Here is a 20,769-nt window from a genome sequence, read left to right as displayed (position 1 = left end):
AGTTCAGGAAGGGGGGCTATAGGCGCCGCTTCCATGCCGAAGTCATGGGCGTCGAGCCTGAAGCTCGGCACCTTGTTCCTGGTGGGTGACAGTCATGTTGCTGCAACACCCGTACCGCTTTCTCCTGGACAGGGTGGAAAACGATGCTATCCGCACGCGCGGTGAATTGGTCTTCTGAAACAGCGATTGGTTCCGCCAAACGGGGCAAGAATAGGGCTTGAGTTTCTTGTCTGAATTGTGTTTGGTTTTTTGCATAAAACCCTAGATATAGGGTTTTTTAGCCGCCGGGCTACAAGATAATGCGTTTTGGGGGCTGATTGCAACGTGCTGCCTGTGGATAAGGTTGTGCGTAAATTGTGTATGAACTGGGTAAAACTCACGCAACCCGCAGTCCCAGTGCGTGGAACCGTTTGTCACTGTTTATTACCGCCGAAAATTGCCTTGGGCGGATTTTTGCGGGCGCGAACCCTATCACAAAAAAACGCCCTGACCGAGTCGTTTTAGCCGCTTGTGTTCAGGTCGGCGCCGGTTGCTACAATCCGCCGCGATCGACAGGGGATTCCCCTCCTTTCACAGGGCAAGTTATCCGCCTTTTTCATGACAAAAAGACGGGGGTTTGCGTTCCGCCCGTGTGCTTTCAATAAGAAGAAGAGGTCAAGCATGGAGCAAGAAGCCTGGCAGATACTGATTGTCGAGGATGACCAGCGTCTGGCTGAGTTGACCCGTGAATATCTGGAAAGCAATGGCTTGCAGGTGGCGATCGAGGGCGACGGTGCCCGGGCAGCGGCAAGGATCATTGCCGAACAGCCGGACCTGGTGATCCTTGACCTGATGCTGCCCGGAGAGGATGGCCTGAGCATCTGTCGCAAGGTCCGGGATCGCTATGACGGTCCGATCCTCATGCTGACGGCCCGCACCGATGACATGGACCAGGTGATGGGCCTGGACCTGGGGGCCGACGACTATGTCTGCAAACCGGTGCGGCCGCGGTTGCTGCTGGCGCGGATTCAGGCCTTGCTGCGGCGCAGCGAAGCACCGGAACCTGCGGCACAGAAATCCCGACGCCTGCAGTTTGGCCCCTTGGTAGTGGATAACGCCCTGCGTGAAGCCTGGCTGAGCGATGCCGGGATCGAGTTGACCAGCGCCGAGTTCGACCTGTTGTGGCTGCTGGTGGTGAATGCCGGGCGGATTCTGTCCCGGGAGGAAATCTTCACCGCATTGCGCGGCATCGGCTATGACGGCCAGGATCGCTCCATCGATGTGCGGATCTCGCGTATCCGGCCCAAGATCGGCGACGACCCGGAACACCCGAGGCTGATCAAGACCATACGCAGCAAGGGCTATTTGTTCGTTCCCGAAGCTGCCACCGATATGCCCTCGTGAACTCGATCTTCCTGCGCATCTATGGCGGCATGTGCGCTGCCCTGGTTTTGGTGGCGCTGCTGGGGGTGCTGGCCCTGCACCTGCTCAATGAAGTGCGCAGCGAGCAGTACCGCGAGCGGCTGGCCCACGGGACCTTCTCGTTGATGGCTGAAAACCTGCAGCCGATGAGCGAGATCGAGCGCCGCCGGGCGTTGGCGGTGTGGGAGCGGCTACTGGGGATTCCCCTGAGCCTGAAGACATTCAGCCAGACCGATCTGGACAGCAGCCAGCGCAGCCGGGTGCTGCGTGGTCAGGCGCTGGTGGAGCAGACCGGTCCCTTCGCCGCCCGGGTCTATCGCCTGGTCAGTGAGAAAGAGCAACTGCTGCTCAGTGCCGAGGTGCAGCAGATCAGCGAGCAACTGGCCCGGGCGACGATCTATCTGCTGGCCGACGAGCTGGTGCGTTACCCGGTGGCAGAGCAGCCCCAGCGCCTGGCGGATTTGAAACAGGCCAAGGGTTTTGGCTTCGATATGCACCTGTCGACCCTCGATGCCGCCGACATGGATGAGGATCAGCGCCGGCGGGTGGCCGAGGGCGATACGGTGATGGCCCTGGGCAAGGGCGGCGATTCGATCCGAGTGTTCGCCGGGTTGGTAGGCACTCCCTGGGTGCTGGAAATCGGGCCGTTGTACCAGATGAATCCCTATCCGCCGCAATGGCTGGTGCTGATCGCCGTGCTGGGCCTGAGCCTGATTGGCCTGATCGTCTACCTATTGGTGCGTCAGTTGGAGCGCCGCCTCAGTGGCCTGGAGTCGGCAGCCACGCGCATTGCCAAGGGCAGCCTGGAAACCCGGGTGCCGGCCCGGGGCGCGGATTCGGTGGGGCGCCTGGCGGCGGCCTTCAACGGCATGGCCGAGCACCTGCAGCGGTTGCTGGCGATCCAGCGCGAACTGGTGCGGGCGGTGTCTCACGAGCTGCGTACACCGGTGGCACGCCTGCGCTTCGGCCTGGAGATGATTGCCTCGGCAAGCACTGACCAGGCGCGGCAGAAATACCAGGACGGCATGGATAACGATATTCAGGACCTCGACCGGCTGGTGGACGAGATGCTGACCTACGCGCGTCTGGAGCAGGGCTCGCCGGCCCTGAACTTCCAGCGCATCGACCTGGACGCCCTGATCAACCAAGTGATCAGCGAACTGGCGCCGTTGCGGGCCAACCTCAAGGTCCAGCGCGGCTTGTGCCTGTCCGCTGCCGAGTGTGATGGCGCCTGGGTCGAGGCCGAGCCACGTTATTTGCATCGGGCGCTGCAGAATCTGGTGAGCAATGCCATGCGCCACGCCGAGTCCCAGGTGACTGTCAGCTATCAGGTGGGGCAGTTGCGTTGCCGGGTGGATGTGGAGGATGACGGTCCCGGGGTGCCGGAAAGCGCCTGGGAGAAGATCTTCACACCCTTCCTGCGACTGGATGACAGCCGTACCCGGGCGTCTGGCGGGCATGGCTTGGGATTGTCGATCGTTCGCCGGATCATCCACTGGCACGATGGCCGGGCCCTGATTGGTAAAAGCAGGAATCTGGGCGGCGCCTGCTTCAGCCTGAGCTGGCCGCGGCACCAGGAGCCTCGCTGACTGCGCGGCTGGCTCAGGCCTTGATGGCAACCAGGCTCAGTAGCTGATCATCCTCGACTGCAAATTGCCCCTCTAGCTCACGTCCCAGGTGCCATTCTTCGCTGAGTTCGGTCAGCAGGCGCATCCGCACTTTTCCCTCGGGGGTCCATTCCAGCACTTCGGCGTGTTCGAAATAGAAGCGTTTGAGCACCAGCGGATACAAGGCCTTGAACAGGCTTTCCTTGATCGAGAAGGTCAGGGTCACTGCCAGGGCCTGTTGTTCGAGGGGGAGCAGGTCCCGTCTCTGGAGTTCTGCAGGCGTGAGGATGTGGTCCGCCAGGTTGGCCGCGCGCTCGCTGGCGAGCAGGTTTTCCAGGTCCATTCCCAGGGCTTGCCAGTGCTGTTTGTCGGCGACGATGGCAGCGGCGTGTCCGGTGCTGTGGGTGATCGAGCCGCTGATATGAGATGGCCAGATCGGTGCCCGGTCATCACCGATGGGGGGGACCCAGTCCAGTTGCTGCAGTTGCCACAAGGCCGCCCGGGCACACAGGCGCCCGGCGAGGAATTCGCTTTGGCGCTTGGCCACCGAGCGCTGGATGCTCGGTGGCGCGACGATGCCGCTGCGCTGGAAATCATCTGCGCTCAGCTGCCCGGGGTTGAACCGGGTGCTCCGCCAGCAAGTGTGGGGCAGGGCATCCGGCAGCGGCCAGGATGCGTTCAATGGGGTGCAGCAAGTGGGGAGGGGAGGGAGAGCATTCATGGTCGCTAGTGTGCCGGGTTGCCGACTTCGAGGGTAGTCGTGCGTTACGCAATAAGCCTCTGGAGCGAGTGCCTGGGCGCGATGCCGGCGAGGAAAAACGGCGAATGTTTTCATCAAGCTGGTTCAGGCGAGGTTAAGGGTGTGTTCAGGGGGAGTTCAGGGCGGGCTGTTTACTCTAGCCCCGTACCCAAAAAGCCAATAGCGCAAAGGAAGCTTTCCTATGACTTCGTTGAAAAAACTGATCCTCGCCTTTACTGTTCTCGGCGCCAGCGCCGCTGCCCAAGCCGCTGACAGCAACTTTGCCAGCCTGACGTTCGGTCAAACCAGCGACAAGGTTAAAAAATCCACCCAGCTCAACAGCAACCTTGGCCATCCGAACGCCGATGGCGTGATTGGCAAGGACAACACTTGGGGCATACGCGCTGGTCGGCAGAACGACCAGGCTCGTTACTACGCCACCTACGATTACGTTTCCGGTTCCCACAATGGCATTAAACTGCGCCAGCAGAACCTGCTGGGCAGTTACGATATGTTCCTGCCGGTGACCAGCAGCACCAAACTGTTCGGCGGCGGTACCGCCGGCCTGACCAAGTTGGCCCAGGAGTCCCCGGGGTTCAGCCGTGACAGCGATATCGGTTACGCGGTAGGGGTGCAGGCTGGTGTCCTGCAACAGGTTTCACAAAATACCTCGGTGGAGCTCGGCTACCGTTACCTGCGCAGCAATGCCGGGACCGAAATGAGCGAGCGTGGTGGCAGCAAGCAGGGTTCGCTGAGTCTGACCAGCAGCGCCCAGACCTACCTGTCGGCCAACTACGCTTTCTGATAAGCGGCCTGGCCTGACCCGCGCCGGATCGTGCCTTGGGCACGGTCCGGCGTTGGCGCATTAATCATCCGGGCGCAGGAGCGCCCTTGGAGATGTCGAATTTTGCCTGGGAGAGCGTTATGAAATTGCTGGTTGTCGAAGATGAGGCGCTGTTGCGCCATCATTTGCAAACCCGCCTCACTGACAGTGGTCATGTCGTCGAGTCCGTGGCGAATGCCGAGGAGGCGCTGTATCAGACCGAGCAGTTCAATCATGATCTGGCGGTGATCGACCTGGGTTTGCCCGGCATGGGCGGACTGGACCTGATCCGTCAGTTGCGCGCCCGTGGCAAGACGTTCCCGATCCTCATCCTCACCGCCCGCGGCAACTGGCAGGACAAGGTCGAGGGCCTGGCCGCCGGTGCCGACGACTATGTGGTCAAGCCGTTTCAGTTCGAGGAACTGGATGCGCGCTTGAATGCATTGCTGCGGCGCTCCAGCGGGTTCACCCAGTCGACCATCATCGCCGGCCCGTTGCTGCTGGACCTGAACCGAAAGCAGGCTTCGCTGGAAGAACAGCCCCTGGCCCTGACCGCCTACGAGTACCGGATTCTCGAGTACCTGATGCGCCACCACCAGCAGGTGGTGGCCAAGGATCGGCTGATGGAGCAGTTGTACCCGGATGACGACGAGCGCGATCCGAATGTCATTGAAGTGCTGGTGGGGCGCCTGCGGCGCAAGCTGGAAGGGCCGTCGGGCTTCAAGCCGATCGATACCGTGCGTGGCCTGGGCTACCTGTTCACCGAGCGTTGCCGATGATTCGATCGCTGCGCCTGCGGTTGATGCTGGCGGCCACCACGCTGGCGGTGCTGTTCATGCTGGCATTGCTGCCAGCCATGCAGGGGGCGTTCAGCCTGGCGCTGCAGGACTCCATCGAACAGCGCCTGGCCTCCGACGTCACCACCCTGATTTCGGCGGCGCGGATCGAGAACAACCGTTTGCAGATGCCGGCGCAGTTGCCGGACGAGCGTTTCAATCTCGCCGACAGCCGGCTGCTGGGCTATATCTACGACCGCGAAGGGCACCTGGTCTGGCGCTCCCGGGCGACCCAGGAAGAGAACATCAACTACCGCCCACGTTACGACGGGCGCGGTAACGAGTTCGCCAGGATCCGTGAAGCCAATGGCCAGGAGTTCTTCGTCTACGACGTCGAGATCAAGCTGCTGGGAGGCAAGAATGCGGCCTTCAGCATCGTGGCGCTGCAACCGGTGCGCGAATACCAGCAAACCCTGGAAGGGGTCAGGGAAAACCTCTACCTGGGTTTTGGCGCGGCGTTGCTGGTGCTGCTGGCGCTGCTCTGGCTGGGGCTGACCTGGGGCCTGCAGGCCCTGCGCCGCTTGAGTCAGGAGCTGGACCAGATCGAGAGCGGCACGCGCCAGAGCTTGAGCGAGGAGCATCCGCGGGAATTGCTGCGCCTGACCGGTTCGTTGAACCGCCTGCTGCAAAGCGAGCGTGAGCAACGCAGCCGCTACCGCGACTCCCTGGATGACCTGGCCCACAGCCTGAAAACCCCGTTGACGGTGTTGCAGGGGGTCAGTGAAGACATGGCGCAACGGCCCCAGGATCGCGAGCAGGCCTGGGTCCTGCAGGCGCAGATCGAGCGCATGAGCCAGCAGATCAGCTACCAGCTACAGCGTGCCAGCTTGCGCAAGAGCGGCCTGGTCCGCCACCAGGTGCGCCTGCGGCCGGTGCTGCAAAGCCTGTGCGACACTCTGGACAAGGTCTACCGCGACAAGCAGGTACGGGTGTCGTTCGATTTGCCCGAACGCTGCTATTTGCCGATCGAGCATGGAGCCCTGCTGGAGCTGCTCGGCAACCTGCTGGAGAACGCCTACCGTCTGTGCCTGAGCTCGGTGCGCATCAGCGTGCGCGAGACGCTGGATGGCGCGGAGCTGTGCGTGGAAGACGATGGGCCGGGCGTGCCGCCGGATCAGCGGGCGCGGATCCTCCAGCGCGGCGAGCGTCTGGATCGCCAGCACCCGGGCCAAGGCATTGGCCTGGCCGTGGTCAAGGACATCATCGAGAGTTACGGCGCGCAACTGACCCTGGGCGATTCGGCCCTGGGCGGCGCGGCTTTCCGGATTCACTTCCCTGCGTTGTAAACCTCACTGTTCCTGGGCGCGGTAGGCGCCCGGGGTCAGGCCGGTCCACTTCTTGAAGGCCCGATGAAAGGCCGAAGGCTCGGAAAATCCCAGTTGCTCGGCGATCTGTTGCAAGGACAGGTCGGCGCGGCCCAGGTGGTAGATGGCAATGTCGCGGCGCAGCTCATCCTTGAGTTGCTGAAAGCTCGAACCCTCCTCCCGCAAATGTCGACGCAGCGTCTGCGGGCTGACGTGCAGGTGCTGGGCAACGCTTTCCAGGTCGGGCCAGCGCTCACGGTCCCGGCTGAGCAGGCGCCGTAGCTGGCTGCTGAGGCTGTCGCCCTCGTCCGGACGGGACAGCAGGTCGGCGGGTGAGCGCTCCAGGAAGTGCTTGAGGGTGCGTTCATCCTGCAGCAGCGGCATGTTCAGGTAGCGGCTGTGGAACAGCAGGCTGCTGCGGGTTTGTGCGAACTGCAGCGGGCAGGGGAAGAGCAGGTCATATTCCGCACCGTGCTCGGGCTTCGGGTAGCTGAAACAAGCCTGTTCCAGGCGAATGCGCTGGCCGATCAGCCAACTGCCCAGGCGATGCCAGATCACCAGCAGGCTTTCGCTGAGGAAGTGTTCGGGGTCCCATAGCTCGGAATCATCCAGGCTCAGGCGGGCCATTTCTCCCTCTCGCGTCAGACTCAGGCGCGGGGCTTGCGCAAACAAGCTATAAAATAATAAGCCTCGATTGAGCGCTTTTTCCAAGGTGCGGCAATGGATCAGAGCGTGACACATCATGGCGAAGGTCCCGCGCTTGCTGGGGCCCTGGCCGAAGCCCAGGTACTCATCGTCCAGCTCCAGCCACAGTTGCTGCAGCAGGCGGGTGAATTGCTCGGGGGCGATGCGGGCTTTGGGCTGGCTCAGCAGCTCGGGGCTGATGCCCAGCGTCTGCAGCAGCGGCCGGTAGTCGTAGCCGCGCCGACGTGCTCCGCCCAGGGCGGCACGGGCAAAGTGGCTGGCGATGGTGCGTTCGCGCATGCAGGCTGATCCGTCCATTGAAGGGCGGATGTTAGTCAGCCCCCAGGATGGGGGCAAGGCGGATATCCGCCAAATTGTAGGACGAGACTCGGTGAAAGGGCGGAAATCCGCCAGGTGCACCGTGCGCAACGGAAGCAAAGATCAGCTCGAGACCCTGATGTCTAAAGGCCTGTAGGGCATTTCGACAAGGTGGCACGGGCTTTGCGATAGAGCCGGAAGATCTGCCAGCACGCAGTTCGACACAACAAATCCCTCCAGCGCAGGAGGGTTCGCACTTTAGGCACCGCATGCATCGACGGAACTTGCATGCCGGGGCTCTTGAGGAACTTTGCAATGACGACTCGTCAGCCACTGTACAAATCCCTGTATTTCCAGGTGATCGTTGCCATCACCATCGGCATTCTGCTCGGGCACTTCTACCCGCAGACCGGTGTGGCCCTGAAGCCTTTGGGTGACGGGTTCATCAAACTGATCAAGATGGTGATTGCCCCGATCATCTTCTGCACCGTGGTCAGCGGCATCGCCGGCATGCAGAACATGAAGTCGGTGGGCAAGACCGGCGGTTACGCGTTGCTGTACTTCGAAATCGTTTCGACCATTGCCCTGCTGATCGGCCTGGTGGTCGTCAACGTGGTGCAGCCGGGCGCCGGCATGCACATCGACGCCTCGACCCTCGACGCTTCCAAAGTCGCCGCCTACGTGACCGCGGGCAATGACCAGAGCATCGTCGGCTTCATCCTCAACATCATCCCGTCGACCATCGTCGGTGCCTTCGCCAACGGCGATATCCTGCAAGTGCTGATGTTCTCGGTGATCTTCGGCTTCGCCCTGCATCGCCTGGGTGCCTACGGCAAGCCGGTGCTGGATTTCATCGATCGCTTCGCCCACGTGATGTTCAACATCATCAACATGATCATGAAGCTGGCGCCCCTGGGTGCGCTGGGTGCCATGGCGTTCACCATCGGTGCCTACGGTGTGGGCTCCCTGGTGCAACTGGGCCAGTTGATGATCTGCTTCTATATCACCTGCGTGGTGTTCGTCCTGGTGGTCCTGGGCGCCATCTGCCGCGCCCACGGCTTCAGCGTGATCAAGCTGATCCGCTACATTCGTGAAGAGCTGCTGATCGTGCTGGGAACCTCTTCCTCGGAATCGGCCCTGCCACGCATGCTGATCAAGATGGAGCGCCTGGGCGCGAAGAAGTCGGTGGTCGGTCTGGTGATCCCAACCGGCTATTCCTTCAACCTCGATGGCACCTCGATCTACCTGACCATGGCCGCGGTATTCATTGCCCAGGCTACTGACACCCACATGGACATCACCCACCAGATCACCCTGCTGCTGGTGTTGCTGCTGTCCTCCAAGGGCGCCGCTGGCGTGACCGGCAGTGGCTTCATCGTTCTGGCCGCCACCCTGTCGGCCGTGGGGCACTTGCCGGTGGCTGGCCTGGCGCTGATCCTGGGTATCGACCGCTTCATGTCCGAAGCCCGCGCCCTGACCAACCTGGTGGGCAATGCCGTGGCCACCGTAGTGGTCGCCAAGTGGGTCAAGGAGCTGGATGAAGACAAGCTGCAGGCCGAATTGGCTTCCGGCGGTCGGCCGATTACCGACACCCGTGAGACCGATGACCTGGGCGTGGCCGAAGGCCCGGCGCCGAGCATCAAGTAACCCCTGCTGCTGATAGAAAACCCGCCTCGGCGGGTTTTTTATTGCCTGGCAATTGAGCGCAACGGTCAGTCCGGGTGACCGTTGTGGTAATTGTTGGGGCGGTTGCGCCTGCCTACTCTGTGGGCAGTCGATCAAGAGCAGAGGAGGGCATATGCAAGGGCCATTGGCGTCACTCAAGGTACTGGATTTCTCCACCCTGTTGCCGGGGCCGTTCGCCTCGTTGCTGCTGGCCGACATGGGCGCCGAGGTGCTGCGCATCGAGTCGCCGACCCGTATGGACCTGGTACGGGTACTGCCGCCCCACGATGCCGGGGTTTCCGCCAGTCACGCCTACCTCAATCGCAACAAGCGCAGCCTGGCCCTGGACCTCAAGCGGCCCGAGGCGCTGGAGGTGGTCCGGCAGTTGGTGCGCGAGCATGACATTGTCCTCGAACAGTTCCGCCCGGGGGTGATGGAGCGCCTGGGGCTGGGGTATGAAGCCTTGAAGGCGATCAACCCCCGACTGATCTACGTCTCCATTACCGGCTATGGCCAGACCGGTCCCTACCGCGATCGTGCCGGGCATGACATCAACTACCTGGCCCTGGCCGGGTTGGCCAGCCAGACCGGGCGCCGTGACCAGGGGCCGTTGCCCCTGGGGATTCAGGCGGCGGATATCGCCGGGGGCTCCCTGCACGGGGTGATCGGCCTGCTGGCGGCAGTCATCGCTCGCCAGCACAGTGGTCAGGGCCAGCACCTGGATGTGAGCATGACCGACTGTGCGTTCAGTCTGAATGCCATGGCCGGCGCCGGTTACCTGGCGTGTGGAGTGGAACCTGAGATGGAGCAGCAAATGCTCAACGGTGGCAGCTTCTATGACTACTACCGCAGCCGCGATGGCCGCTGGTTATCCGTGGGCAGCCTGGAGCCGGTGTTCATGCAGCAGTTGTGTCAGGCCTTGGGGCGGCCGGAGCTGGCAGCCCAGGGCCTGTCCCCTCGTCCCGAGCAGCAACAGGCTCTCAAGCACGCCTTGCAGATGGAGTTCGAAAAACACGACTTTGCCGAGCTCTGCCAGTTGTTCGCCGGGTTGGATGCCTGTGTCGAGCCGGTCCTGAGCCTGGCCGAGGCGGTGGATCATCCTCAGTTACAGGCCCGTCAACTGGTCAGCCAGGTGCCCCGTGATGACGGCAGCCTGCAGGCACAGATCGCCTGCCCGTTGAAGTTCTCCGCGGGTTTGCCTGCGCCTCGGCATATTGGCGCCCGGCTGGGGGCGCACTCCGACCAGGTGCTCGCCGAGCTGGGCTACAGCCCGCAGAGTATCGAGGCGCTAAGGCGCAACGGGGTCGTTGGCTAACTCAAATGCCGCCTCGGCGTCCCGATGAGGCCTGGCCTCGGGTCACTCGATCCGGGTTTCCCCGCTGTAGACCAGGGTGTGCCGACAGCGTCGGCACAGGTAGCGGCGCCCCTGGGCCACCAGCTTGTGGCGCTGCGCCGAGAAGGGGAAGTCGCTGTCGGCACAGGGGCAGCGGTAAATGTAGCGAGTCACGCTGCGCCGCTTGATTTCATAGGTGTGGCAGCGATTGGGCGGCAGTTCATACACCCCGCGCATGATCAACTGCCATTCTTCGCCATGGGGCTGGATGCGTTCGCCGAACAGTTGGTGGGCGATCAGGTGCGCGACTTCATGGGCCACGGTCTGCTTGAGAAAGTCCTCGGTGTTCTCCCGGTACAGCTGCGGATTGAAGCGCAGCAGGTTTTCGTGCAGGTGAGCGACCCCGGCTTTCTGGCCGCGTAACTTGAGGCTGACCACCGGGCGTTTGAAAGGACGTTTGAAAAAGGATTCAGCGAGTAGGAAACAATCTTCGACGCGGGTATTGAGTTGCTCGGGCATGCTTAGCGGCTCTCCAGAGAGGGGGAGTATGCCGCAAACAGGGGGAATTCCGAATCGCCCAGGCGCCGAATGGTCATCTGGCGGGTACACATAAGAAGGCCGCCTTGCGGCGGCCTGTGTTGGCAGACAGAGGATTATTATTGGTGCGGCGTCAGTTGGTGTACACGGGGCCGACGCCCAGGCCCCAGACAATCACGGTGAAGGCCATGATCGCCACCAGTACCACCAGCCCCACCGCCAGGACTGAGCTGGAAAACAGGAATCCCTCGTCCGATGGGATGTTCATGAAGGTCGGCAAGCCGACGTAGAGCAGGTACACCGTGTAGCAGATGGCCGCCGTGCCGACGATCATCCCCAGCCACATGTGGGGATACAGCGCCGCCAGGCCGCCGACGAACAGCGGTGTCGCGGTGTAGGTGGCGAAGGCCACGCAGCGTGACAGGCTCGGGTTGGCGTCATAGGTGCGGGCCATCCAGTGGATGAAGGCGCCCATGACCGCCACGCCGCCGAGCATCGCCAGGTACGACATGATGGTCATCCACAGGGCGCTTTCCATGGTCAGCATCACCGGCGCGCGGCTGCCGATGACCCAGCCGACCTGGGTCGTGCCGATAAACGCCGAGATGGCGGGGATGGCCGCCAGGATCAGCGTGTGGGTTAGGTACATGTGGCTGATGCTTTCCTCGGCATCGCCACGGATGTCTCGCCATTCCTGATCGGGGTGGGTGAAGAGTCCTACGACATGATGAATCATGGTCAGTCACTCCTTTATTGTTGCCATCGCCCCCCAACGGAGCGCTTACAGCCAAGTGGCACAGTCAGTATAGGTCTATGTGCGCGTGCGACCTTATGTCGCAGTATAGGGAGGAGTTTTCCTCAGATGGGCGCACCTTTAGAGCAAATTGCGCTGTAAAGCCCCGGGTTAATCGCCGTCGCGTCTGTCATTGCACGCCTGGCGGACGGGGCTGGCGATGCTTTCGCGGGGCTGGGGTTTTTGCGTAAAATGTCCGGCTTTTCGTCACACACCTCGCGGATTTCAAGCGCCATGGGCACTCTTACGGTCAACCAGAACAAACTGCAGAAACGCCTTCGCCGACTGGCGGGCGAAGCGGTCGCCGATTTCAACATGATCGAAGAGGGCGACAAGGTCATGGTCTGCCTGTCCGGCGGCAAGGACAGCTACACCATGCTCGACGTGCTGCTGCACCTGCAGAAGGTGGCGCCGATCAAGTTCGAGATCGTCGCGGTGAACATGGACCAGAAGCAGCCGGGTTTTCCCGAGCATGTGCTGCCGGCCTATCTCAAGGAGCTGGGGATCGAGTACCACATCGTCGAGAAGGACACCTACTCGGTGGTCAAGGAGCTGATCCCGGAGGGCAAGACCACCTGTTCGCTGTGCTCGCGCCTGCGCCGCGGCACCTTGTACACCTTTGCCGACGAGATCGGCGCGACCAAGATGGCCCTCGGTCACCACCGCGACGACATTGTCGAGACCTTCTTCCTCAACATGTTCTACAACGGCTCGCTCAAGGCCATGCCGCCCAAGCTGTTGGCCGATGACGGGCGCAACGTGGTGATCCGTCCCCTGGCCTATTGCAGCGAGAAGGATATCCAGGCCTATTCCGACCTCAAGCAGTTCCCGATCATTCCCTGCAACCTCTGCGGCTCCCAGGAGAACCTGCAGCGCCAGGTGGTCAAGGAGATGCTTCAGGAGTGGGAGCGCAAGAGCCCCGGGCGTACCGAGAGCATCTTCCGTGGCCTGCAGAATGTCATCCCCTCGCAACTGGCGGACCGCAAGCTGTTCGACTTCACCCAGTTGCGTATCGATGAGAGCGCCGCATCACGTTTCGTCAATGTGCTGAATCTGTGATGCGCACACGGCGGCTCAGGGGCGCCGCGCCGCTGTTTCAGCAGCGCAGCGGCGCAGCTTTCAGTCGCTCGGTGCCCGCGGGATAAAGGCCACGCTACCTTCTGCGGATTTCCTGGCCAGCCGTTCGCCGTTGGTCGGCGTGGTGCGGATCAGTTGATGATCGCTACCCAGATAGCCCAGCAGCAGCGGTTCATCCGGGGTCTGCTGCACGAAGATCAGGGTGCGCTGGGGATCCCAGTGCTGGCCGCTGGTCTTGTCCAGCCAGGCCATGAAGTCTGCGCTGCTGCCGGCTCTCGGAAAGTCCTGGGTTTGCGCCACGTAGTAGAACGGTGCGCCCTGATTCTGCAGGTACATCGGCAGCTTGTTGTCGACCTCGACCATCACCATCCGCCATTGATTCCAGGGGGCTATGCGGCTCGCCTCGGTCTTGACCTGTGCGCTGAATCCGATCACGCCTCCACCACCGTTGCTCCAGGGGTAGGCGACTCCCAACACCAGCAATAGCAACGCCGCAGCGCTGGCAAAGCCAATGGCCCAGCGTCGGTCGCGGCCCTTGCCGCTGTCGCGTTTCTGCTGCAGGTAGCGGTTCAGCCACCAGGCCCCCAACAGCTGGGCAAAGGGCACCATGGGCAGTACGTAATAGCTGCGTCGGCTGCCGCTGGCGGTAAAGAACAGGAACAGCAAGGCCAGGGCCCAGACCAGCCAGCGCTCGTTGGGTTGCAACTGGCGCCAGTGCCGAAGGGCCAGCCACAGGCCGAGGATCCAGCAGGGCGCCCAGGGCAAGGTATAGGCCGGCAGATAGATCAGGTAGGTGTAGATCGGTCCGACGTGGTCGAAGGGATCGAAGAAGCGTACGACGTTCTCGCGAAACACCAGGCTCAGGCCACTTTCACCGTAGGTTGGCGCGCCATACAGATGGGAAAGCACGAAAGGCACCATGTAGAACCCCGCGGCAATCACCAGCGCCAGGCACAGGCGCAGATTCAGATGGCGTTTCCAGCGCCCCTGGCTGACCAGGTGTGGCAGCAGGATCAACCCCGGCAGGACAAAACCGATCAGGCCCTTGAGCAGCGAAGTCGCGGCCAGCAGCAGGAAGAACACGCTGTAGCGTCCCAGGCGCGTGTCCTCGGGGCCGCGCCAGTACCACAACACCGCGGCCAGCACGCCACAGACGGTCAGGATGTCGGCGGTGGCCACTCGGGCCCAGAACGCGAAGTAGAAGGTCGTGGCCAGCATCCAGCCGGCGATCAGCCCGGTGCCCTTGCGAAACAGCTGTTCACCGATCAGGTACACCAGCCAGATGCTCAACCATGCGGCGAGTACCGACGACAGGCGCAGTGACCAGGGCCCCAGTCCGCCCATCAGCCAGGCGCAGGCGCTGATCAGCCAGTAGGACGGCAGGGGCTTGTCGTAGTAGGGGCTGCCCTTGAGGTAGGGATCGAAGTAGTCGCCGCTCTGCAGCATCTGCAGGACGATATTGGCCCAACGGGTTTCTGCTCCCCATAGCTCACGGGAGCCCAGGCCGAGCAACAGGATCAGGGCGGACACGCCAAGAAGCAGGGCCAGGGCCCTGCGCTCAGAATTGTGGCTCGTCATGGTGGGGTTCCGGAAGACAAGGGTGCAAGAGTGGCGGGTTGTCGCCACTCGAAGGGTTGAGGAGTAGTGCCCGCCTCAATCGCAGTTGAGGCGGACGTTGCCGGCTGTGCTGCTCAGGTCAGGGCTGTGCCGCTGGCAGGATCAGGATCAGCAGGTTGTCCTGCACATAACGTTTGCCTCCAGGTGGCAGCAGCGCGACTTCCTGGTTTTCCAGGACATCCTTGACCCGCATGACCACCCCGACCGAGCCCTGTTTGCGTGCATCGCTCAGCCATTGGCCAACTTGCGCCATGTCAACCTTGCGCTGGGCCGAGTCAGGATAGGCCAGGCCATATTTCAATTCGCCCTCGGTGTTGTACAGCGTCACGTCTGTGCGCTTCAGGCGCCAGGCCAGGGCCGAGGCAGCCCCCAGGTCATTGCTCAACAGCGACTGGGTCTGCTGGAGTTCTTCAAGGTGTTCCTTGATGAACTGGTCCGGCATCTTGTTGTGCACGATCACTCCCGGCATGCCCGCCGGCAGCAGGGCCACCAGCAGCCAGATACCCAGGGCCGGCGCCGCCCAGTAGCCAAGAGGGCGGGAGGCAGACAGCAGGTTGGCGATGATCCAGCCCATGAGCATGATGAACACCAGTGACAGGCTGAACATCTCATCATGGCCGTAGACCGGGCGGGTGATCTGGATAACCACCAGGGCGATCAGCGCACTGACGCCGATCAGCAGGTTGAGCAGGCTATTGAGGCGGATCGCCCGGGTCATCTGAGCGTTGATCCGATCGATCAGGGTGCTGCCCATGAGCACCGCCAGTGGCAGCAGGCACGGCATGATGTAGGTCGGCAGCTTGCCGCGACTGAGGCTGAAAAACACCAGGGGCAACAGGAACCACAGCAGCAGGAAACCGGTGTTGGCCTGGCGTTTGTCCTTCCAGCCCTGGATCAAGGTGCCCGGCAGCAGCGCCGCCCAAGGCAGGCTGGAGGCGACCAGCAGTGGCAGGTAGAACCACCAGGGGCGGGTGTGCTGGGCGTTCTCGGCGGCGAAGCGCCGAATGTGTTCATGCCAGAAGAAAAAACGCCAGAAGTCGGGCTCATGGGCATGAATGCTCAGCACCCAGGGCAGGCTGATAACGATCGCCACCAGCAGCGCCACCAGGCCAAAGCGCAGCAACTCGGTGAAGCGCCGCTGCCAGAGCATGTAGGGCAGGGCGATCAGCACCGGCAGCAACCAGGCCAGAAAACCCTTGGTCATGAAGCCCATCGCGCAGGCCGCACCCAGTGAAGCCCAGGCCAGCAGCCGGGCACGCAACGTCTGGCTGTCCAGGGCAAACCAGAGTGCTACCAGGCTCAGGTTGACCCACAAGGTGAACTGGGGATCGAGGTTGGAGTATCCGGCTTGGCCGGCAATCAGGCCAAAACTCATGTAGAGCAAGGCTGCGGCAAAGCTCTTGCGTGGGTCGTTCCACATCCGGCGAGTAATCAGGTAGGCGAGCAGCACGCTCAGGCCGGTGCTCACGGCGGAGGCGATGCGCACGCCAAACAGGTTGTCGCCGAACACGGCCTGGCCGATAGCGATCATCCAGTAGCCGGCAATGGGTTTTTCGAAGTAGCGGATGCCCATGAAGTGCGGGGCAACCCAGTCTCCCTTGAGCAGCATCTCCTGGCCGATCTGCGCGTAGCGGGTTTCATCCGGAATCCACAGGCCGTGGCTGGTCAATGGCAGCAGGTAGAACAGCCCGAAGGCCAGCAGCAGAAAGGGTAGTGCCCAACGCTGTATCAGCTCGGCTGTACTCCCACCCACGGTGTAGCCAGAAGGCGTGGCGCTTGTTCCATAAGCTTGGGGCGGTAAAGTGCGGTGCATTTCTATCCTCGAGGTCATGTGCCGATAGCGGTGAGTCGTTACTTTGATCAAGTGCTGCTGATGAACGGTCAGTGTTGTCGAATATGCGGGTTTCTCAAGTCGCGGCATGTTTTTGGATGAGATGCCGGACTGCTTGCATGCTTTATTGGCAAAAACAGGGATAGGTCTTGCAACTAGCGCATAACTTGTCTAGCCAGCTAGTTGGCCAATTAGTTTGTCTGTTCGAACAATAAAGTCTGTTGGTTTGTTGTTAAAAATAGTTACAACTCAAGGGCGCAGCTGTTCAAGTGTCCGTGGCCAGTTTCTAGCATTGACGATTCCCAGTATTTGCAAGGAACCGTCCCCGTTCAGGGTGACAAACAATGAGCTGGTGTATTCACTGGCCAGGGCATGTTCATAACCCAACTGACGCTCCAGATCGCTGATGCAGTCGCTGTGGGTAACCAGGACCAGATTGCGCTTCAGGGATTTGTGCGCCTTGATCACCTGTTCGAAATCATCCCCGCAGTTGGCCAGCCAGTCCTGGGTCTGTACCGGTTGCTGGAACATGTATTCCGAGGTTTGCCGGGTGCGGGTGGCCGGGCTGCTGAAAACATCGGTCGCGGCCATACCCAGGCTGCGAAAGGCCTGGCCCACTTCGCTGGCGGTGCTGCTTCCGTCCAGAGTGATGCCATCCTCGGGCCCCAGGCAGGGTTTCTCGGAGCGGTCGCAACGCTCGGCATGACGTACCAGGGCAATCACCTCGCCGCCTTGCCAGTGGCGGTAGGCACCCGACTGCTGCATCTGGTTGCCGACCCCCAGGTCCAGCGGCGTGCCAGGCCACAGGACGAAGCCGCTGACCAGGATCGTCAGAACTGTCGCGCTCACTCCGAGCACGACCTTTCGCGATCGGGGCATTCGGGGTTTCTCGCCGCCAGTGCCTGTTTCAGCAGTATTGACCACGTCGCTTACCTGAATAAGTTTTTGATAGGGACTGCCTAAAGGGATGGAACTGATGTTTCTCGACAGACCGGCATGTGCACACCGGGGCCAGCGCTGCAACTGGGGCCAATGTAGGTCGGGCCAGGTGGGCGGAGGGTGAAAGCAATGTGAAAAAAACGAATGGGTGACGACCATTCTTTTAAAGTCAGACAGCCTGTGTTCAGGTTATTGGCCTGATCAGTGCTTTGTTATCCGCTTGTAAATGTTTAATGGCTTTAGCGTGCCGGCCGCAGCAACTTTTTGCCGAGCGTCTTAACCCGATAGAGCGTGCGGGGTGAACTCTAGCCGATAAGAAACAGCGAATGAAAAAACCTCGCGTTTAGTTCAGCTTATTGTCAGCTTGGATGCGCTGACGACTTGAGGAAGGGGAGGCCGCCCTGCCGGTTATGGGGGCAGGGCGCAAGGTTTGGAGAGGCAGGGTTCAGTGGTTGACGGTATAGGCCAGCATTGCCGAGAGCTGGCACAGCGGCCGGCCGCTTTCCTGCTGCCAGTGGTTGAACACTTCCTGTACCAGGGCCTGGTCGCGCTTGCTGCTGGGAACCTTGTCGATGATGCCCTGGGCATTGAGGGCCGCCACCACGTCCCAGGTAGGAATGAAGGTGTCCTTGCCCACCATGCGTAGAAAGCGCGGGGCTGAAAGACCGCCCATCTGGTTGCCGTGCTTGGCCAGGTACTGCCAGAGCCCGGTGATGTCCTGGACCGGCCAGTCGGCAATGAACGCGCCGAAGCTGGCGTGCTGCTTTTCCACATCGAGGATCATCTGGGCGTTGCGCGGCACGCTCTTGAGCTTGCCCAGGTGGCGGATGATTCGCGTGTCCTGCATCAGCCGCTCGAGATGTTCGGCCCCCATCAGCACCACTTTTTCCGGATCGAAGCCGAAGAACACCTGTTCGAACGCTGGCCACTTGGCATCTACCAGGCTGTGTTTCAGGCCCGCGCGAAAGACGCGCAGGGCCAGGGTCGACAGGTAGCGGTCAGCGCTCAGGGAGCGCAGGTAGTCGTTGCTGGCCGGGGTCGGCAGTTGGGCTTCCAGGGCCGCGGCGGAACCAAAGCGGTTGAGACAGTATTCGTTCAGCCATTTGTAATCGTGCATGCCTGCTCCGGGAGGGTTCGGGAGTGTCGGTCGATGAGTCTGTTGACCAAGGTTGGGGCGCGAAGCGCGGATGCAAGTTCCCCGGGGTGCTCACGCGCACTCCGGGAATCCTGGGGCACCGGAGTCAGGCCGGGCTGGCACCTTCGCCCGCGAGCCGGCGATTGAGTTGGAAGCGCCAGCGTACGTAGAGCAGCGCCGAGCTGAATACGGCCAGGCTGGCGAGCATTTCCAAGAGGCCGAACACCTGCCGATTTGGATCGTAGGCGGCCAGCGCGCCCTTGATGAAATACAGGTTGACCACGAAGCACATCCACGAATGCCCGCGAGCGCTGCCGCTGAGCATGCCGGGCGCCATTAACAGCAGGGGGGCCAGTTCGATCAGCAGGATGACCCAGGGCCGGGCGCCGTGCAGGTCAGCGATCAGCAGGTAATACACGCAGAGCAGGCCCACCAGGCCAAAAAAACAGACCAGGCTGAGGATCCGAGTCACCCGGACTCGCGGCTCCAGCCATTCCACCGCCGGCAGGATCTTCGGCTTTTTAGCCACGGTCGCTCTCCAGTCGCTGGGCGGTTTTCGCCAGGCGCAGGCCCAAGGCCCGGCACAAGGCGATCTCGTGTTCGTCCAGCGGGCTCTTGCCGTCCGCCCCGGCATGATGGCTGGCGCCGTAGGGGGTGCCGCCACCTCGGGTTTCCAGCAGGGCCGATTCGCTGTAGGGCAGGCCGGTGATCAGCATGCCGTGGTGCAACAGCGGCAGCATCATCGACAGCAGGGTGGCTTCCTGGCCGCCATGCAGACTGGCGGTGGAGGTGAACACGCCGGCGGGCTTGCCCACCAGGGCGCCGGTCAGCCAGAGGTTGCTGGTGCCATCGAGGAAGTACTTAAGCGGGGCTGCCATGTTGCCGAAGCGGGTAGGGCTGCCCAGGGCCAGGCCCGAGCAGTTCTTCAGGTCGTCGAGGCTGGCGTAGAGGGCGCCGCTGTCGGGGATGTCCGGGCTTATGGCTTCGCATTCGGCGGAAATCGCCGGGACGGTGCGCAGGCGGGCTTCCAGGCCAGCCTGCTCGATGCCCCGGGCGATCTGCCGGGCCATCTCGTTGGTCGAGCCGTTGCGGCTGTAATACAGCACCAGGATGTAGGGCGTGCTCAAGGCAGGATCTCCAGCACGTTTTCCGGTGGCCGGCCGATGATGGCCTTGTCGCCGGCTTCGAGAATCGGCCGTTCCATGAGTTTCGGGTGCTGGGCGATGGCGGCAATCAATTGCGCTTCGCTGAGGCTGCTGTCTGCCAGGTTGAGGCTCTTGTACTCGTCCTCGCCTGTGCGCAGTAACTGGCGCGCGCTGAGGCCCAGCTTGTTCAGCAGGCTGCGCAACTGGGCCGCGTCCAATGGGGTTTCCAGGTAGCGGACCACGGTCGGAGCCAGGCCGCGTTGTTCCAGAAGTTCCAGCGCACCGCGGGATTTCGAGCAGCGCGGGTTGTGATAAAGCGTCAGATCGGTCATGTGCGGGTCGCATCTTGCGTAAGGTGGCGGCTATTCTACCCGCGCGGCGGGCTCTCCTGAACCTTGAGAGTCGATAGGTCGCAGCGACTGTGGGGTCGCGAACACTTTCAAGACATCTTTCAATACAGGGAACAGGGCATGGCACGGCAATTGGCAGCGGCATTGGCGATCTTCACCACCTTGCTGCTTGGTGGCTGCGGCAATGACTATGGGGTCGACCAGTATGGCCAGAAAGTCGCCGCCGAACGCCTGGACAAGCAATGGCTGGTGCTCAACTACTGGGCGGAATGGTGTGGCCCCTGCCGCACTGAAATTCCCGAACTGAACGCCTTGGACGAGCAGCTCAAGGGGCAGTCGGCGACGGTACTGGGCGTCAACTTCGATAATGTGCAGGGTGACGAGCTCAAGAGCGCCAGCGAGAAGCTGGGGATCAAGTTCACCGTGCTGGCGCAGAATCCGGCGGAAATCTTCGACCTGCCACGCAGCGAGGCGCTGCCGGTGACCTACATCATCGACGACAAGGGCAAGGTGCGTGAACAACTGCTGGGCGAGCAGACCGCGGCGGGCGTGCTGGAGAAACTGCAGGCCCTGCGCGGGCATTGAGACGAATGGGGCGGCTGGTGCGGGTTGCACCCGCGCCTGGCGTTGAGGCA

Annotated in this window: 20 protein-coding genes; 9 read left to right on the top strand and 11 right to left on the bottom strand. The window is 62.0% G+C overall.

Annotation, left to right across the window (positions count from 1 at the left end; translation table 11 throughout):
• Positions 1-660 precede the first annotated feature (660 nt).
• Positions 661-1,383 carry a response regulator gene (locus tag ACZ5BO_RS26360; RefSeq protein ID WP_025126977.1) on the top strand — a complete coding sequence of 241 codons (723 nt, stop codon included), beginning with the start codon at positions 661-663 and terminating at the stop codon, positions 1,381-1,383.
• Positions 1,380-2,990, top strand: a complete 1,611-nt coding sequence (locus ACZ5BO_RS26355; protein ID WP_464696968.1) for an ATP-binding protein — start codon at positions 1,380-1,382, stop codon at positions 2,988-2,990. The genes ACZ5BO_RS26360 and ACZ5BO_RS26355 overlap by 4 nt, the downstream gene beginning before the upstream one ends.
• 13 nt (positions 2,991-3,003) lie before the next feature.
• Here the strand turns inward: ACZ5BO_RS26355 and ACZ5BO_RS26350 are convergent, their stop codons facing one another.
• Entirely contained in the window at positions 3,004-3,729 is a 726-nt protein-coding gene (locus ACZ5BO_RS26350) for a 4'-phosphopantetheinyl transferase family protein (protein ID WP_464696967.1), read from the bottom strand.
• 220 nt (positions 3,730-3,949) lie between these two features.
• On the opposite strand from ACZ5BO_RS26350, the gene ACZ5BO_RS26345 reads away from it, so the two are divergent.
• From ACZ5BO_RS26345 to ACZ5BO_RS26335, 3 genes are all read left to right on the top strand, one after another.
• Positions 3,950-4,552, top strand: a complete 603-nt coding sequence (locus ACZ5BO_RS26345) for a hypothetical protein (RefSeq protein WP_464696965.1) — start codon at positions 3,950-3,952, stop codon at positions 4,550-4,552.
• Between the two features lie 119 nt (positions 4,553-4,671).
• Positions 4,672-5,349, top strand: coding sequence for a response regulator (locus ACZ5BO_RS26340; protein WP_025126981.1), 678 nt, complete (start codon positions 4,672-4,674; stop codon positions 5,347-5,349).
• Positions 5,346-6,692: an ATP-binding protein gene (locus ACZ5BO_RS26335; protein ID WP_025126982.1), complete on the top strand. Its 1,347-nt coding sequence runs from the start codon at positions 5,346-5,348 to the stop codon at positions 6,690-6,692. Before ACZ5BO_RS26340 ends, ACZ5BO_RS26335 begins: the two co-directional genes overlap by 4 nt.
• Before the next feature lie 3 nt (positions 6,693-6,695).
• On the opposite strand, the gene ACZ5BO_RS26330 is transcribed toward ACZ5BO_RS26335, so the two are convergent.
• On the bottom strand, positions 6,696-7,694 hold the full coding sequence (locus ACZ5BO_RS26330; RefSeq protein ID WP_464696964.1) for an AraC family transcriptional regulator: 999 nt from the start codon (positions 7,692-7,694) through the stop codon (positions 6,696-6,698).
• 333 nt (positions 7,695-8,027) lie between these two features.
• Here ACZ5BO_RS26330 and ACZ5BO_RS26325 point away from each other — a divergent pair, with 333 nt between their 5' ends.
• Together ACZ5BO_RS26325 and ACZ5BO_RS26320 are read left to right on the top strand one after the other, a co-directional pair.
• On the top strand, positions 8,028-9,359 hold the full coding sequence (locus tag ACZ5BO_RS26325; protein WP_025126984.1) for a dicarboxylate/amino acid:cation symporter: 1,332 nt from the start codon (positions 8,028-8,030) through the stop codon (positions 9,357-9,359).
• A gap of 151 nt (positions 9,360-9,510) precedes the next feature.
• Positions 9,511-10,692, top strand: a complete 1,182-nt coding sequence (locus ACZ5BO_RS26320; protein WP_025126985.1) for a CaiB/BaiF CoA transferase family protein — start codon at positions 9,511-9,513, stop codon at positions 10,690-10,692.
• A 42-nt stretch (positions 10,693-10,734) separates the two neighbouring features.
• Here ACZ5BO_RS26320 and ACZ5BO_RS26315 read toward each other — a convergent pair whose 3' ends face one another.
• Positions 10,735-11,229, bottom strand: coding sequence for a SprT family zinc-dependent metalloprotease (locus ACZ5BO_RS26315; RefSeq protein WP_025126986.1), 495 nt, complete (start codon positions 11,227-11,229; stop codon positions 10,735-10,737).
• A 151-nt stretch (positions 11,230-11,380) separates the two neighbouring features.
• Positions 11,381-11,983 (bottom strand): Yip1 family protein, encoded by a 603-nt coding sequence (locus tag ACZ5BO_RS26310; RefSeq protein WP_025126987.1) that lies wholly within the window; start codon positions 11,981-11,983, stop codon positions 11,381-11,383.
• A 291-nt stretch (positions 11,984-12,274) separates the two neighbouring features.
• Here ACZ5BO_RS26310 and ttcA point away from each other — a divergent pair, with 291 nt between their 5' ends.
• A complete protein-coding gene (ttcA, locus tag ACZ5BO_RS26305) occupies positions 12,275-13,099 on the top strand; it encodes a tRNA 2-thiocytidine(32) synthetase TtcA (protein WP_025126988.1) in 825 nt (274 codons plus the stop codon).
• A gap of 60 nt (positions 13,100-13,159) precedes the next feature.
• On the opposite strand, the gene ACZ5BO_RS26300 is transcribed toward ttcA, so the two are convergent.
• The 7 genes from ACZ5BO_RS26300 to arsC form a co-directional block, all read right to left on the bottom strand.
• Complete coding sequence (locus ACZ5BO_RS26300) at positions 13,160-14,695, bottom strand: ArnT family glycosyltransferase (RefSeq protein ID WP_464696963.1); 1,536 nt, start codon at positions 14,693-14,695, stop codon at positions 13,160-13,162.
• A gap of 118 nt (positions 14,696-14,813) precedes the next feature.
• Complete coding sequence (arnT, locus tag ACZ5BO_RS26295; RefSeq protein WP_464696962.1) at positions 14,814-16,565, bottom strand: lipid IV(A) 4-amino-4-deoxy-L-arabinosyltransferase; 1,752 nt, start codon at positions 16,563-16,565, stop codon at positions 14,814-14,816.
• A gap of 249 nt (positions 16,566-16,814) precedes the next feature.
• A complete protein-coding gene (gene pmrG / locus ACZ5BO_RS26290) occupies positions 16,815-17,444 on the bottom strand; it encodes a lipopolysaccharide core heptose(II)-phosphate phosphatase PmrG (protein ID WP_464696961.1) in 630 nt (209 codons plus the stop codon).
• Positions 17,445-17,949: 505 nt separating this feature from the next.
• Positions 17,950-18,621 (bottom strand): DNA-3-methyladenine glycosylase I, encoded by a 672-nt coding sequence (locus ACZ5BO_RS26285; RefSeq protein WP_025126992.1) that lies wholly within the window; start codon positions 18,619-18,621, stop codon positions 17,950-17,952.
• A gap of 124 nt (positions 18,622-18,745) precedes the next feature.
• The gene (locus tag ACZ5BO_RS26280; protein WP_025126993.1) at positions 18,746-19,168 is read right to left on the bottom strand and encodes a DUF2069 domain-containing protein; all 423 of its coding nucleotides are present in this window, start codon (positions 19,166-19,168) and stop codon (positions 18,746-18,748) included.
• The gene (wrbA, locus tag ACZ5BO_RS26275; RefSeq protein WP_025126994.1) at positions 19,161-19,766 is read right to left on the bottom strand and encodes an NAD(P)H:quinone oxidoreductase; all 606 of its coding nucleotides are present in this window, start codon (positions 19,764-19,766) and stop codon (positions 19,161-19,163) included. The genes ACZ5BO_RS26280 and wrbA overlap by 8 nt, the downstream gene beginning before the upstream one ends.
• Positions 19,763-20,116 (bottom strand): arsenate reductase (glutaredoxin), encoded by a 354-nt coding sequence (gene arsC, locus ACZ5BO_RS26270; RefSeq protein WP_464696960.1) that lies wholly within the window; start codon positions 20,114-20,116, stop codon positions 19,763-19,765. The genes wrbA and arsC overlap by 4 nt, the downstream gene beginning before the upstream one ends.
• Before the next feature lie 138 nt (positions 20,117-20,254).
• Here arsC and ACZ5BO_RS26265 point away from each other — a divergent pair, with 138 nt between their 5' ends.
• Positions 20,255-20,719 (top strand): TlpA disulfide reductase family protein, encoded by a 465-nt coding sequence (locus tag ACZ5BO_RS26265; protein ID WP_464696959.1) that lies wholly within the window; start codon positions 20,255-20,257, stop codon positions 20,717-20,719.
• Positions 20,720-20,769 lie beyond the last annotated feature (50 nt).

The sequence above is a fragment of the Pseudomonas sp. FFPRI_1 genome (assembly GCF_055384485.1).
This window is presented reverse-complemented; position numbering and strand designations above follow the sequence as displayed.

What these genes read in the sequence shown, in the direction of transcription:
- ACZ5BO_RS26360 (WP_025126977.1), top strand. Translation starts at nt 661, where the DNA reads ATGGAGCAAGAAGCCTGGCAGATACTGATTGTCGAGGATGACCAGCGT.
- ACZ5BO_RS26350 (WP_464696967.1), bottom strand. Translation starts at nt 3,729, where the DNA reads ATGAATGCTCTCCCTCCCCTCCCCACTTGCTGCACCCCATTGAACGCA.
- ACZ5BO_RS26345 (WP_464696965.1), top strand. Translation starts at nt 3,950, where the DNA reads ATGACTTCGTTGAAAAAACTGATCCTCGCCTTTACTGTTCTCGGCGCC.
- ACZ5BO_RS26340 (WP_025126981.1), top strand. Translation starts at nt 4,672, where the DNA reads ATGAAATTGCTGGTTGTCGAAGATGAGGCGCTGTTGCGCCATCATTTG.
- ACZ5BO_RS26335 (WP_025126982.1), top strand. Translation starts at nt 5,346, where the DNA reads ATGATTCGATCGCTGCGCCTGCGGTTGATGCTGGCGGCCACCACGCTG.
- ACZ5BO_RS26330 (WP_464696964.1), bottom strand. Translation starts at nt 7,694, where the DNA reads ATGCGCGAACGCACCATCGCCAGCCACTTTGCCCGTGCCGCCCTGGGC.
- ACZ5BO_RS26325 (WP_025126984.1), top strand. Translation starts at nt 8,028, where the DNA reads ATGACGACTCGTCAGCCACTGTACAAATCCCTGTATTTCCAGGTGATC.
- ACZ5BO_RS26320 (WP_025126985.1), top strand. Translation starts at nt 9,511, where the DNA reads ATGCAAGGGCCATTGGCGTCACTCAAGGTACTGGATTTCTCCACCCTG.
- ACZ5BO_RS26315 (WP_025126986.1), bottom strand. Translation starts at nt 11,229, where the DNA reads ATGCCCGAGCAACTCAATACCCGCGTCGAAGATTGTTTCCTACTCGCT.
- ACZ5BO_RS26310 (WP_025126987.1), bottom strand. Translation starts at nt 11,983, where the DNA reads ATGATTCATCATGTCGTAGGACTCTTCACCCACCCCGATCAGGAATGG.
- ttcA (WP_025126988.1), top strand. Translation starts at nt 12,275, where the DNA reads ATGGGCACTCTTACGGTCAACCAGAACAAACTGCAGAAACGCCTTCGC.
- ACZ5BO_RS26300 (WP_464696963.1), bottom strand. Translation starts at nt 14,695, where the DNA reads ATGACGAGCCACAATTCTGAGCGCAGGGCCCTGGCCCTGCTTCTTGGC.
- arnT (WP_464696962.1), bottom strand. Translation starts at nt 16,565, where the DNA reads ATGACCTCGAGGATAGAAATGCACCGCACTTTACCGCCCCAAGCTTAT.
- pmrG (WP_464696961.1), bottom strand. Translation starts at nt 17,444, where the DNA reads ATGCCCCGATCGCGAAAGGTCGTGCTCGGAGTGAGCGCGACAGTTCTG.
- ACZ5BO_RS26285 (WP_025126992.1), bottom strand. Translation starts at nt 18,621, where the DNA reads ATGCACGATTACAAATGGCTGAACGAATACTGTCTCAACCGCTTTGGT.
- arsC (WP_464696960.1), bottom strand. Translation starts at nt 20,116, where the DNA reads ATGACCGATCTGACGCTTTATCACAACCCGCGCTGCTCGAAATCCCGC.
- ACZ5BO_RS26265 (WP_464696959.1), top strand. Translation starts at nt 20,255, where the DNA reads ATGGCACGGCAATTGGCAGCGGCATTGGCGATCTTCACCACCTTGCTG.